Origin of the sequence: Nodosilinea sp. FACHB-131 (assembly GCF_014695395.1) — a bacterium.
Lineage (GTDB): Bacteria > Cyanobacteriota > Cyanobacteriia > Phormidesmidales > Phormidesmidaceae > Nodosilinea.
In genome coordinates, this window is the sequence record NZ_JACJOF010000025.1 from 12,750 (window position 1) to 24,914 (window position 12,165).

Annotated in this window: 11 protein-coding genes; 5 read left to right on the forward strand and 6 right to left on the reverse strand. The window is 57.5% G+C overall.

Going from position 1 to position 12,165, the window contains the following annotated elements:
* Window positions 1-168: 168 nt before the first annotated feature.
* Window positions 169-1,233 (reverse strand): hypothetical protein, encoded by a 1,065-nt coding sequence (locus tag H6F75_RS15325; RefSeq protein ID WP_190753339.1) that lies wholly within the window; start codon window positions 1,231-1,233, stop codon window positions 169-171.
* 457 nt (window positions 1,234-1,690) lie between these two features.
* On the opposite strand from H6F75_RS15325, the gene H6F75_RS15330 reads away from it, so the two are divergent.
* Both H6F75_RS15330 and H6F75_RS15335 read left to right on the forward strand, forming a co-directional pair.
* A complete protein-coding gene (locus tag H6F75_RS15330) occupies window positions 1,691-2,173 on the forward strand; it encodes a hypothetical protein (RefSeq protein ID WP_190753340.1) in 483 nt (160 codons plus the stop codon).
* Window positions 2,174-2,276: 103 nt separating this feature from the next.
* A complete protein-coding gene (locus H6F75_RS15335) occupies window positions 2,277-3,488 on the forward strand; it encodes an ATP-dependent 6-phosphofructokinase (RefSeq protein ID WP_190753341.1) in 1,212 nt (403 codons plus the stop codon).
* Window positions 3,489-3,530: 42 nt separating this feature from the next.
* Here H6F75_RS15335 and H6F75_RS15340 read toward each other — a convergent pair whose 3' ends face one another.
* Together H6F75_RS15340 and H6F75_RS15345 are read right to left on the reverse strand one after the other, a co-directional pair.
* The gene (locus tag H6F75_RS15340; RefSeq protein ID WP_190753342.1) at window positions 3,531-3,980 is read right to left on the reverse strand and encodes a hypothetical protein; all 450 of its coding nucleotides are present in this window, start codon (window positions 3,978-3,980) and stop codon (window positions 3,531-3,533) included.
* The gene (locus H6F75_RS15345; RefSeq protein ID WP_190753343.1) at window positions 3,973-4,665 is read right to left on the reverse strand and encodes a DUF5671 domain-containing protein; all 693 of its coding nucleotides are present in this window, start codon (window positions 4,663-4,665) and stop codon (window positions 3,973-3,975) included. The genes H6F75_RS15340 and H6F75_RS15345 overlap by 8 nt, the downstream gene beginning before the upstream one ends.
* Window positions 4,666-5,024: 359 nt before the next feature.
* On the opposite strand from H6F75_RS15345, the gene H6F75_RS15350 reads away from it, so the two are divergent.
* Complete coding sequence (locus tag H6F75_RS15350; RefSeq protein ID WP_199303959.1) at window positions 5,025-5,300, forward strand: transposase; 276 nt, start codon at window positions 5,025-5,027, stop codon at window positions 5,298-5,300.
* An 88-nt stretch (window positions 5,301-5,388) separates the two neighbouring features.
* On the opposite strand, the gene H6F75_RS15355 is transcribed toward H6F75_RS15350, so the two are convergent.
* From H6F75_RS15355 to vapB, 3 genes are all read right to left on the reverse strand, one after another.
* Window positions 5,389-7,446, reverse strand: a complete 2,058-nt coding sequence (locus H6F75_RS15355) for a prolyl oligopeptidase family serine peptidase (protein ID WP_190753345.1) — start codon at window positions 7,444-7,446, stop codon at window positions 5,389-5,391.
* Window positions 7,447-7,545: 99 nt separating this feature from the next.
* On the reverse strand, window positions 7,546-7,956 hold the full coding sequence (locus tag H6F75_RS15360) for a type II toxin-antitoxin system VapC family toxin (RefSeq protein ID WP_190753346.1): 411 nt from the start codon (window positions 7,954-7,956) through the stop codon (window positions 7,546-7,548).
* Window positions 7,953-8,186, reverse strand: coding sequence for a type II toxin-antitoxin system VapB family antitoxin (gene vapB / locus H6F75_RS15365; protein ID WP_190753347.1), 234 nt, complete (start codon window positions 8,184-8,186; stop codon window positions 7,953-7,955). The genes H6F75_RS15360 and vapB overlap by 4 nt, the downstream gene beginning before the upstream one ends.
* Before the next feature lie 136 nt (window positions 8,187-8,322).
* Here vapB and ligA point away from each other — a divergent pair, with 136 nt between their 5' ends.
* Together ligA and H6F75_RS15375 are read left to right on the forward strand one after the other, a co-directional pair.
* Entirely contained in the window at window positions 8,323-10,434 is a 2,112-nt protein-coding gene (gene ligA, locus H6F75_RS15370) for an NAD-dependent DNA ligase LigA (RefSeq protein WP_190753348.1), read from the forward strand.
* Window positions 10,435-10,960: 526 nt separating this feature from the next.
* Window positions 10,961-12,157, forward strand: a complete 1,197-nt coding sequence (locus H6F75_RS15375; RefSeq protein ID WP_199303960.1) for an EAL domain-containing protein — start codon at window positions 10,961-10,963, stop codon at window positions 12,155-12,157.
* Window positions 12,158-12,165 lie beyond the last annotated feature (8 nt).

Below are 12,165 nucleotides of genomic sequence, written 5' to 3' on the forward strand. Positions count from 1 at the left end.
TGTCTGGGTTAGTCTTCTCCGACGAAAGCCAGCATTCCGCAAAACTTAGATGTAGTTTTGAAGAATTACTTCGTCCAGAGCTTAAACCCGAGTTCAACATCCCAATGCAAAAACGGGCCGCCTCCCAGGGGTAAACGCATTTGCCTTGGTGAGAACCAACATTTGGTATTACAGCCCCGACAACCGCACCTTGTAGGGGATTTCTTCGATCGGCACGTCTTCAACGTCCCAGTCGTCGTAGCGCAGCTGGAGCCGCTTTTCTCCGGCATACCCCACCAGCTTGCCGCCGTAGTGTTTAGCCTCGGTGCCCAAGCTTTGGATGCGCACCATGCCGTTGAACACCGTAGCGCGAGCCAGGTAAATTACCAGGTCATCCCGAGAAGGACGATTCACCGTTGTGCTGGCGGTCAGGTGCCCCAGGCCGCGCTCATCCATTTCCTGCCCCAAGGCCAGGGCCGTATTGCGAATGCCGCGAATCGCCACGATCGCCGCTGCCACCGCCATGGTGATATCGACCCCTTCATCGGTCAAAATTTGCTGGGTCGATAAAAACTGAAAATTGCGCTCCCCCAGATCGTTGCGAATGCGGCGGTGAATCAAATTCTCTGACTGGTATTCGGTCAGTGCCCCTACGATCGCCCCACAGGCCGCCCGAGGTTCTCGCCAGGGAGACTCGCGGGTTTTGCCATAGACCTGCTTGCCATCTTCTTGAATGCGCCCCACGTGGGTCTTGAGATCGATCGCTACCAGCGAGATCGACTGCGGATTGCCTTCATAGACCCGCCGCTTGAGCTTTTCATCTAGCTCGTGGGCGACAGTGACATGGGCTAGGGTGGCCCCATTATCGGTGCCGCCCCCGGCGGGGAAAAACGCCTCTAGCTTGAGTTCGCCAATCTCAGACAGGGTCGCAAACCGGGAGGCCACCACGTCGCGGTAGCGCTTTGTCGCCTCGCCCTGGTGGATGCGATCGCCGCAGTTGGTGTAGGCCAGCGTCGTCACCGCGCTGGGTAAATTCATGTCGGCTCCGCAGGCCTGAATATCCGTCGGGCTGGCCCCAGCAAATTGCAGCTCGTCGCGCAGCAGTTGCAGCCCCTTGATCAGCGCATAGCGATCGCTGACGATCTCGTTTAAATAGTTGTGATAGGCATTGCGCTCCATTCCGAAGCTGGCGGGCAGCTGCCAAAATCGCTCAATTCGCACCTGGCTTGGGGCAGCGTCAAAGGGCAAAGTCATGGAAAGTAGACCCTTTTGGGTGAAATGGCTGGTTTGAACTCATGCCATAGTAAGCGGTCTAGCTCAAAAATCATCCCCTTAAAATAGCCTTAAGCGGAGACGGAACTTCTTTACATCTCAGCAGTCTTACACTAAGTCCACTAAGCATTCAAATGAGACGAATTAAAAGATAGTTGAGTCTCATTGTGGGACTTTGATCTTTCTGAGTGTGTTTGGGATGCGATCGCACATCTTCCACCTCACCATCTTGTAGGTTAGGCATCCTGCCTGCTCTTGGATAGCCGTCTCAGCTGTCCTGCATTATTAAATCCTTACTCCCTAACTCTTGTTCGCTAAAGTCTTTCGCTAGCTAAAGGTTTCGGTAATTAACAACAGCGTGCGCAAAACCGATATCGTCCTATATTTTCAGTATTTTGTTGTCCTAAATACATTAATGAGCCCTTACTGAGATAAAACCATGCTTAAACCCTTCGGCCTTTCTGCCCTAGCCGCCAGTGCATTGTTGATGACCTTGGCCGCCTGCCAGCCTACGGCCACCACCCCTGACACCAGCGAAGACACCACCACCGAAGCCCCCGTTGCTGAGGCACCAGACAGTGATGCCACCGTTGTTGGCGATCGCACCGACTACACCGAAGTGCCCGTGCCTGGCGGGGCCGTCGGGGAAGAGCCCACCGAAATCGCCCTTGCCGCCTTTGGTAGCACCGAGCCGGGGGAAGGCAACTTTGAGGAAGAGGTTGAACTGGTAGGGCAAACCGACGACCAGGCTTTGGTAGTTCTTACCCAAACCGGCCTCGCCGATGACTCCGTCAATGGCACGCGCTATCGCCTGGAGTTTGTGCCCGAGGGCGACCAGTGGCGGCTCGACTGGGCTGGTAGCCAGGTGCGCTGCCAACCCGACCGTGGCTCCCAAGAGTGGTCTACCGACCTGTGTATATAGAAGATTATTCTCCATTAAGACTGTTAAAGACTATTGAAGAAGGTAATCTGCAAGGCTCGATTGGCTTGAGGATTGAGGAGATCAGCCCTTCGGACACCGTTCTATGACATCCATTCAGCGCATTGGCATTCTCACCAGCGGCGGCGACTGCCCCGGTCTCAACGCCGTCATTCGAGCGGTGGTTAAATGCGCTAACCGGCGCGGGTGGGATGTCATTGGCATACCCTACAGCACCGACGGGTTTATGCAGGTGGCCGACGGGCAGTACGAGCCTGAAAACTTACTGCTCACCGACCACGGCTACGATATCCCCGGCATTTTGCAGGGGATAGACGTGCTGCAATTTCTGAGCGGCACCATCCTGGGCTCGCTCAGAAAAAGCCGCTTCGACGGGCCTGATCAGATCAGCAAAATCTTGGCGGGCTACGAAAAACTCAACCTTGACGCCCTGATCGCGATCGGCGGCGACGGCAGCCTCGACATCATCTATGACCTGGCCCAGCGCGGCGGCTGGAACCTGATTGGCATTCCCAAAACTATCGACAACGACGTACCGTTTACCGAAAAATCCATTGGGTTCAACACAGCGGTGCAGACGGTAAACAGCGCCCTCTACGACCTCACCTTTACCGCCGCCAGCCACGATCGCGTCATGGTGGTCGAAGTCATGGGTCGCGACGCGGGGCATTTAGCTCTCCACGGCGGCATTGCGGGCGGGGCCGACGTCATTCTCATTCCCGAACTGGTGCCTGACCTGAGCCCCCTCGTGGTCACCCAGATCTGCCAGCACATCGCCGATCTGCGCCAGCGGGGCCGCAAGTTTGCCCTAGTGGTGGTGGCCGAGGGCGTCCACGGCGAAGACGGCAAACCCCAGCACCTGATTGGTGAATCTCTGGCGACGGCGATCGCCGATCGCAGCCGCACCCTCTGCCAAACCGGCGAAACCGCCTACTGCGACATGGACCGAGTCGAAACTCGCGCCATGGTGCTGGGCCACATCCAGCGCAGCGGCATCCCCACCGCCAGCGATCGCCTCTTGGCCTCAGCCTTTGGCCGCAAAGCCGTGGATCTGATTGCTGAAGGCCGCTACAACCGTTTGGTGGTTTGGGAAGCGGGCCGGGTCCGCTCTAAAGACCTCAGCGATGTGATCGCCACCGTGCGCGAGTGCCATCTGCGCGGCATTTGTCCCAGCCCAGTCGAAACCGACAGCACCATGGTCAAAGTGGCCCGGTCATTGGGCATCTATGTGGGCGATCCCAATACGCTGCCCGACCCGAAGGCCGTCATGCAGGAAATACCGGCGATCGCTCAGTGACGCTAACGGGTTGAGCGAGCAAGCGTTTGTCCGGTTAACCCGTCAGTACACTAAGTTTGGATACTCCGCCACATCAAACTCAAAGCAGTGGCGACCTTCGGGGTGCTGCCAGCGCTCGGCATCGGGGTTTGAGTTTTGATCGCTGAAGCGGTGGGTGCTGCTGTCGGTATCGAAGGTGGCACAGAGGTTAAAGTCGCGATCGCCTAGCCGCTCATACTCATAGGGCTGATTGGTCAGCGGGTCGTTGCGCAATTCGATCGCATTCAGGGTAGCGGGCAGCTCAAAGCTGTCGTCATCAGCCAGATATTGCTCGTGGAGTCGCTGGGCGATCGCCGCCACATCCTGCAACCGCTGGCGATCGGCGGCAATCTCTCGTTGCCGCCCCGGCGTGCCCAGCACCCAGAAGCCAGCGACGATCGCTAATCCTACCGCCGCCGTGGCTACTGCCGCAAACGCTCGGTCAAAAGTTTGATTGTCAAACGTCTTATTCATGGGCCAAATTTAGAACCTTAGGGGCAGGCTTGCGCCGAATCCAGTCGAAGTAGTACCACAGCACGCCACCGTCAAGCACCAGCACTACCAGCACCTTGAGCAAAAAGCGCGGTGTTAATTCACCCCGTAAAAATGAGGTCAAAAAGGCAATCACGGCGCTAATCGCAATGATGGCGGCCACCAGCAGCGTCAGATAGGTCAACCACTTGCGCACCCCCGAAAAATGCTTCTCTCGGTGGGCCGCTAGGTCGCGGTTGATCTGCCGCATCAGCCCCAGGTATACCGGGTAGGCCACCAGCAGCCGCGCCAGGGCAAATGCCACCTGCCAAGATGGATCGTAGGAGCCGTAGCCACTGTTGAGGCTGTCGGGTATTAGATGATCGATAAAGATAAAGGCCATCTCACCGAGCGCCTGAATCCAGATGCCTAGGGTGACAAAGGCCAACAGATAAAAGAAGGCATCACGCGCCAGCTCGCCCGAACCGCCGCGCGGCGTCGGCAATGGGCGGCCCACCAGCCCTTCGTACACTTCAAAAAAAGCGCGCTCTACTTCGCGGGAAGGCCAGCCGTAGTCGCGCAGCAGCTTGCTGATGAACTCGTCGGAGGAGCCGCGATCGCGCGCCAGCAAAATAAACTGCACCAGCTCGCTGCGACTGTCGGGGGTAGGAGGAAGATCTGTACTCATGGGCCTACGGTAATCCGCCGTAGATATTCTAAAAAGAATGAGTGATCCACCTGTTTAACTGTCCTTTAAAACCGGAACCGGAAGGAGGCTCAACGGCGTATCCGCTGGCTGAGAATGCGGGTTGGTTGGTGGTAGGGTTTGCGACCGGCTCGGGGTTCAGACACGTGCGATCGCATGCCTGACACTCATGAGCGCATGCCTGACGATCACCAGCACTTGTTTGGCGATCGCGGTCATGAAGCATATCACGTTGGTGTAACGACAAAATTCTCATTAAAGGGTGCAATTGAACCGACTACCCTGCGAGGGCAAATAACCATTTGCCCCTACAGGGGACTGCCGTAGGGGCAAATGGTTATTTGCCCTCGTCATCCTGGCGCAATGATTACCATCGCCTGGTGCCAGCGATGAAGCCGCGATCGCTAGCCTCATTCATCGCCGGGTTCAAATCTGCCACAACCAAACGCATCAACACCCGGCGCGATGCGGCAGGCACGCCGGTTTGGCAGCGCAACTATTACGACCACATCATTCGAAACGAGCGATCGCTTCAGCACCTGCGTCACTACATCAAAAACAATTCTCTAACCTGGGCTGACGACCAACTGCATCCATGCAACCCATCAAAATGGTGATGGCTTCCTCAGCTCTGGGCGATTAGCAGGGCGATAGCAAACAGGAGAAAACTGCGATCGCCCATCCACCCATCTACCCATCCACTCCCTACATCCCCAAATTCGCCGCCAAAAACGCCCACTTATCCGACACCTCTTCGATCACCTTTGCCGTCGGCTTGCCTGCCCCGTGGCCCGCCTTTGTCTCAATGCGAATCAGCACCGGAGCCTCGCCTTGGTGAGCCGCTTGCAGCGCCGCCGCAAACTTAAAGCTGTGGGCCGGCACCACGCGATCGTCATGGTCAGCAGTAGAAATCAGCGTCGCCGGGTAGGCCGTCCCCGGCTCCAAATTGTGCAGCGGCGAATAGGCATAGAGCGCCCTAAACTCCTCCTCATTCTGCGGCGAGCCATAGTCCGACTCCCAGGCCCAGCCAATGGTGAACTGGTTAAACCGCAGCATATCCATTACCCCCACAGCGGGTAGCGCCGCTGCAAAGAGATCCGGACGCTGGGTCATGCAGGCTCCCACCAGCAGGCCACCATTGCTGCCCCCTGCGATCGCCAGCTTTTTCGCCGATGTATAGCCTTCAGCGATCAACCACTCTGCCGCCGCAATAAAGTCGTCGAACACATTCTGCTTATTCAGCTTCGTGCCCGCCAAGTGCCACTCTTCGCCATACTCACCGCCGCCGCGCAGGTTCGGCATCGCATAGACACCGCCCATCTCCATCCACACCAAGTTGCTCACCGAAAACGACGGCGTCAGCGAAATGCTAAAGCCTCCGTAGCCGTAGAGCAGCGTTGGGTTCTGCCCGTTCAGCTCAATCCCGGTTTTGTGGGTGATGAACATCGGCACGCGCGTACCGTCTTTGCTGGTGTAAAACACCTGAGTTGTGGTGTAGGCACTGGGGTCAAAATCGACCTCGGGCTGGCGGTAAAGGGTGCTTTCGCCCGTTACCATGTCGTAGCGGTAGATCGTAGGCGGCACTGTAAAGCTAGTAAAGCTGTAGAAGGTTTCGGTATCTTCCCGCTTGCCGTCAAAGCCTCCCGCCGAGCCAATCCCCGGCAGCTCTACCTGCCGCACTAGCTCCCCGGTCAGCGAAAAAATGCGAATCGTGGTGTAGGCATCCTTTAAGTAATCGGCGACGAACTGGTTATTCAGCAGGCCCACTCCCTCAAGGGTGTCGTCGCTTTCGGGAATAATCTCTTGCCAGTGCGATCGCTCCGGCTGGGCAACGTCGATCGCGATCAGCCGCCCCTTCGGCGCATCCAAATCAGTCGTAAACCAGAACAGCGACCCCTCATTATCCACAAAGCTGTAGCTGGCCTCAAACTCCGAAATTAGCTCTACCACCGGGCTTTCTGGATTGCTCAGATCTTTATAAAACACCAGGTTGTTGGGGTCAGTCCCCTTCCACACCGAGATGATCAAATAGCGCCCGTCTTCGGTGACGCCGCCGCCAAAGCCCCACTCTTTTTGATCGGGGCGCTCATACACCAGCACGTCCTCACTTTGGGGTGTGCCCAGGCGATGGTAGTAGAGCTTTTGGTAGTAGTTGATCGCCTCTAGCTTGCTCGCCTCATCCGGCTCGTCGTAGCGGCTGTAGAAAAAGCCCTGGTGGTCGTGACTCCACGATGCGCCCGAGAACTTCACCCACTTCAGCAAGTCGTCGGTGTCTGCGCCAGTCTCAATATCGCGCACGCGCCACTCAACCCAGTCTGACCCCGCGCTCGACAGGCCATAGGCCATGTAGGCCCCATTCTCACTTACCTCCATGCCGCTGAGCGATACCGTGCCATCCTCCGACAGGGTGTTGGGGTCGAGCAGCACCCGTGGCTCAGCCTCCAGGCTGAGCAGGGTGTAGAGCACGCTCTGGTTTTGCAGCCCGTCATTCTTGAAGTAAAAGTACCGCCCACCCCGCTTAAAGGGGGTGCTGTAGCGCTCGTAGTTCCAGATCTGGGTGAGGCGATCGTTAATAGCCTGCCGCCCCGACAGTCCCTCTAGGTAGGCTGAGGTTACCTGGTTTTGGGCCTCAATCCACTCCTGGCTGGCGGGCGATTGCGGGTCTTCGAGCCAGCGATAGGGGTCGGGCACCGTCACGCCGTGGTAGGTATCAACCTGGTCGTGCTGGGGGCTGGGGGGGTAAGTGAGCGAGTTAGCAATCATAGGAGCTTGAGATAGACCAAGGGCTAGTAGTAACCCTAACAAGAAGCGTAGAGAATCGCGCACGAAAACATGCCCTTCGTTAATTCAGGAATCTGCGCTCTAGTCTTGGCTATCCACCCAATTTTCTAGAACAATGTTGGGATAGCTGCGAAAATCTTCAAGGTTATTGGTGACCAGAGTGAGGTTGAGACCGATGGCATGGCTGGCAATCAACTTGTCGAGAGCATCGCTGCGGCGATCACGGGTAGCAGCGCGCACATCTGCATAAGCCGCCGCCGCGGCAGTGTCAAAGGCCACCACTGGAATTAACTCAACCAGAGCATCGAGCGCCTGTCGATTCTGTAGTCGAGCTGCTTCTCTGCTTACGTAAACCCCATATTCCAATTCAGCTAGCGTAATCGAGGAGATCACTACATCACCCTGACGACATTCTGCAAAACGCTTCGCGACAGAAGGCGGCTGGTGCTTCATTAAATAAATGCAGATATTGGTATCGAGCATATATTTCATAGCGTGTCTCGATCTTGATCAGATTGCGCTGGGCGTCCCTCAGCCATAAAGTCTTCAGAAAAAGCGGCAAACCGTTCTAAAACATTGATCAACGGCGCTCTTACTGGGCGAATAATCAGAGTGTCGCCTTGGCGTTCAATGTCGTATTCCACATCTAGCTGCTCAAACTGAAGTTCTTTCGGAATTCGCACCGCTTGGGAATTGCCGCTTTGAAAAACACGCGTGCGCATAGGTAGATTCCCGTCGCAGAAATAGTGTATCTACAAGTATATACATCCCTGCGCGAGGAGATAGGCGGCGAATAGCACTGCACTGAGCCCACGGCAGCGCTACACTAGCCACCGGGCGATTTTAGGAAACTGAGCCATGGGCGACAACGGCACCGACGAAACTACAGCGGCCAGGGTACAGACGCTCAGGTCGCAGCTACAAGCCGCCAGCTACGCCTACTATGTGCTCGATGCTCCCGATCTGCCCGACGAGGTTTACGATCGCCTCTACCGCGAGCTGCAAGACCTCGAAGCCGCCCACCCCGAGCTAATCACCCCCGACAGCCCTACCCAGCGCGTCGGCGAGCGGCCCGCCACTCAGTTCACCTCCGTTCGCCACAACATCCCCCTCTACAGCCTTGAGAATGCCTTTGACCTGGCCGAATTTCGCGCCTGGGAAGACCGCTGGCGGCGGCAGGCCCCCGACATTGGCGCAGTAGAGTACGTCGCCGAACTTAAAATCGACGGCAACGCCATCGCCCTCACCTACGAGAACGGTCTGCTGGTGCGCGGCGTCACCCGAGGCGACGGCACCGCAGGCGAAGACATTACCCCCAATGTGCGCACTATCCGCTCCATCCCCCTGCGGCTGGCCATCGAGAACCCGCCAACCGTGGTCGAAGTGCGCGGCGAAGCCTTCCTGCCGCTGGATGTGTTTGAGCAGATCAACCGCGATCGCACCGCCAAGGGCGAAGCCCTCTTCGCCAACCCCCGCAACGCCGCCGCTGGCACCCTGCGCCAGCTCGACTCACGCATTGTCGCGGCCCGCAAGCTCGACTTCTTTGCCTACACCGTCCACTGGGGAGAAGCCGTGGATGAGACATCGGGTGCAAGAGTTAACGACGATCAGCTGGCCCAAATTGAGGCCACTAGCCACGCCCCAACTCAGGCCCTCACCCACCCGCCCACGACCCAGTGGCAGGCCCTCGAATTTCTCAAGTCCCTCGGCTTTCGCGTCAACCCCAACCGCCAGCTCTGCCAATCCGCTGAGGATGTGCAGAGCTACTACGATGACTGGGCCACTCAGCGCCTGCAGCTCTCGTACCTCACCGATGGCGTGGTGGTCAAGCTCAACGACTTTGCCCTACAACAGCAGCTGGGCTTTACCCAAAAGTTTCCTCGCTGGGCAGTAGCGCTGAAATACCCCGCCGAAGAGGTGCCTACCATCCTTGAAGCCGTCAGCTTCCAGGTAGGTCGCACCGGGGCGGTGACCCCCGTGGCCGAGCTGCGCCCGGTGCAGCTGGCGGGCACCACCGTCGCTCGCGCCACCCTGCACAACGCCGATCGCCTCGCCGAACTCGACATTCACCAGGGCGACACCGTAGTTGTGCGCAAAGCCGGAGAGATCATCCCCGAAGTGGTGCGGGTGCTGGCCGAGCTGCGAGCGGCGGGGGCGATCGCGATCGCCATGCCCACCCACTGCCCCCAGTGCAGTAGCGCCCTGGTCAAACCCGACGATGGGGCCGTTACCCGCTGCATCAATATCTCCTGCCCCGCGATCGTGCAGGGGGCGATCATCCACTGGACCCGGCGCGACGCCCTCGATATCGAGGGCCTGGGCGAAAAGTGGGTAAAACAGCTGGTGGAGCAGGGGTTAGTCCAATCCGTTGCCGACCTCTACAGTCTGACTGAGCAGGATTTGGCCCCCCTCGATCGCATGGGTAAGCGGCTGGCCGAAAAGCTGCTGGGGGCGATCGCCGCCTCCAAAACTCGGCCCTGGGCCTCGGTGCTCTACGCCCTGGGAATTCGCCATGTAGGTGCCGTCAACGCCAAAACCCTGGCCCAGCATTTTTCCAGTGCCGCCGCTCTTGCCGCCGCTAGCCCTGAGGCGATCGCCACCGTCCACAGCATCGGCCCCGAAATTGCCCAGGCTGTCTACCAGTGGTTTCAGGTGCCCGCTAACCAAACCTTAATTGATCGCCTGCAACAGGCTGGCCTGCAACTTGCTTCCACTGAAGCCGAAGCCTCCTCGACCGCTGGTCCCCTAGCGGGCAAAACCTTCGTGCTCACCGGCACCCTGCCCACCCTCACCCGCCAGCAGGCCGCCGACATCATCGAAGCCGCCGGCGGCAAAGTCACCAGCAGCGTTAGCAAAGCCACCGACTACCTGGTGGCGGGTGAAAAAGCCGGCTCAAAACTCGTCAAAGCAGAGAGTTTGGGCATTGCCATTCTCACCGAAGCAGACTTGTTAGCGCTGGGGAAAGTCTAGTACTCGACCAGGGGTTGCGACAGGCTCTAGGGGTTCAGGGTTCAGGGTTTAAGGTCTAAGGCAAACCGTGAACCGTACACCTCAAACCTTGAACCCTAGACCCTTGAAATCCTGGATGTGACAGGCCACCAAGTCAGTGATCTAGATTCCCACCTCTAGGGCAGCGCAGCGTTAGCATAGAAAAATCTCTCATTCTCCATAAAAATTTGGGCATCTTAAATGGGCCGATAATAGTATCGACCTGATACAAAATGAGTAATCCCTTGATTTGCGGCTTTAAGGTGGGGTTCGTCATCTTCAGGGCTTAGTTAAAACTATCGGCGGACTGGGCTGTAGGGCTGGGATTGAGCCAATACCTACACCCACGCGCTCGGCCTGGCCAAGCTGTTGGGCTATGTCTAAAACCATCTGCAGCTGAAATCGTCTGAAGTACTACTGCGGCATACTGCTTGGACTCCGCTAAATGACTGGACAACCGATTCCGGACCCGATAGCCAACAACCTATCGTTACTACCCTACGTCCTCTTGTCGGCGTCTAGTGCTGGGGCAGAATCGACCGACGAGATCGTGCTCGATGCCCTGTGCGCCATTCGCGTTTACCTCGACATGGAAGTGGCGTTTGTTGGTGAATTTTCAGGCGGTAGACGCCACTTTCGCTATGTAGATTCGTCCCTAGAGCATCCGCCGATCGCCGTTGGTGACTCAGGCCCGCTTGAAGAGAGCTATTGTCAGCGCGTTGTGGATGGTCGGCTGCCAGAGCTGATTCAAGATGCCTCATTGATTCCGGAAGCGATGGAGCTACCGGTCACCACGGCCCTGCCGGTGGGAGCCCATCTCAGCGTGCCGATTCGCTTGGGAAACGGGCAAATCTACGGGACATTCTGCTGCTTTAGCACTCGGCCCGACTTTACACTGGGCAATCGCGACCTAGCCCTCATGCGCCTGTTTGCCAATTTTGCCTCCCGCCAAATTGGCCGAGAGCTAGATGCCGAGCGCCAGCATCGAGAGATGCGCCGCCGCCTTGACTCAGTGCTGGAGTCTAAATCGTTCACTATCGTCTACCAACCGATTGTCGAACTCACCGAAGACAAGATTGTTGGCTTTGAGGCGCTGACGCGGTTTTGGTCGAGGCCCATTCGCAGCCCCGATGTGTGGTTTAGCGAGGCGGCTGAGGTGGGCCTGAGCGAAGAGCTGGAGATGGCGGCGATCGCCAAGGCCCTTACGGGCTTCGACCACCTTCCTGACGATATTTATTTGTCTCTCAACGTTTCGCCTCACAATATATTGAATGAGGCTATCCACCGCACCCTTCGCGATGCGCCCCTCGATCGCATTGTGCTGGAGGTCACCGAGCATGTGCCTATCTCCGACTATGCTCGGTTCAGCCAGTCCCTTGAGTCCCTGCGCGATCGCGGCATTCGCCTCGCCGTTGACGATGCTGGATCTGGCTACGCAAGTTTTCTGCACATTCTCAAGCTCAAGCCAGAGATCATCAAGCTCGACATCGGACTCATTCGCGATGTTGATACCGACAGTAATCGGCGAGCTTTAACCGCCGCCCTGGTTGGGTTTGCCCAAGAAAGCGGCAGCAAACTCGTCGCCGAAGGGGTAGAGACGGCCCCAGAACTCGCTGCTCTCAAGCAGCTTCGCGTTGACAAAGTGCAGGGGTATTTGCTCGGGCATCCTCTACCAATCTGTGAGACCGCAGCGCTGTTTCGGTAGACAAGCTC

Bases quoted from the DNA above. Each gene is read 5' to 3' on its own strand.
- H6F75_RS15325 (WP_190753339.1), bottom strand. From the start codon at position 1,233: ATGACTTTGCCCTTTGACGCTGCCCCAAGCCAGGTGCGAATTGAGCGA.
- H6F75_RS15330 (WP_190753340.1), top strand. From the start codon at position 1,691: ATGCTTAAACCCTTCGGCCTTTCTGCCCTAGCCGCCAGTGCATTGTTG.
- H6F75_RS15335 (WP_190753341.1), top strand. From the start codon at position 2,277: ATGACATCCATTCAGCGCATTGGCATTCTCACCAGCGGCGGCGACTGC.
- H6F75_RS15340 (WP_190753342.1), bottom strand. From the start codon at position 3,980: ATGAATAAGACGTTTGACAATCAAACTTTTGACCGAGCGTTTGCGGCA.
- H6F75_RS15345 (WP_190753343.1), bottom strand. From the start codon at position 4,665: ATGAGTACAGATCTTCCTCCTACCCCCGACAGTCGCAGCGAGCTGGTG.
- H6F75_RS15355 (WP_190753345.1), bottom strand. From the start codon at position 7,446: ATGATTGCTAACTCGCTCACTTACCCCCCCAGCCCCCAGCACGACCAG.
- H6F75_RS15360 (WP_190753346.1), bottom strand. From the start codon at position 7,956: ATGAAATATATGCTCGATACCAATATCTGCATTTATTTAATGAAGCAC.
- vapB (WP_190753347.1), bottom strand. From the start codon at position 8,186: ATGCGCACGCGTGTTTTTCAAAGCGGCAATTCCCAAGCGGTGCGAATT.
- ligA (WP_190753348.1), top strand. From the start codon at position 8,323: ATGGGCGACAACGGCACCGACGAAACTACAGCGGCCAGGGTACAGACG.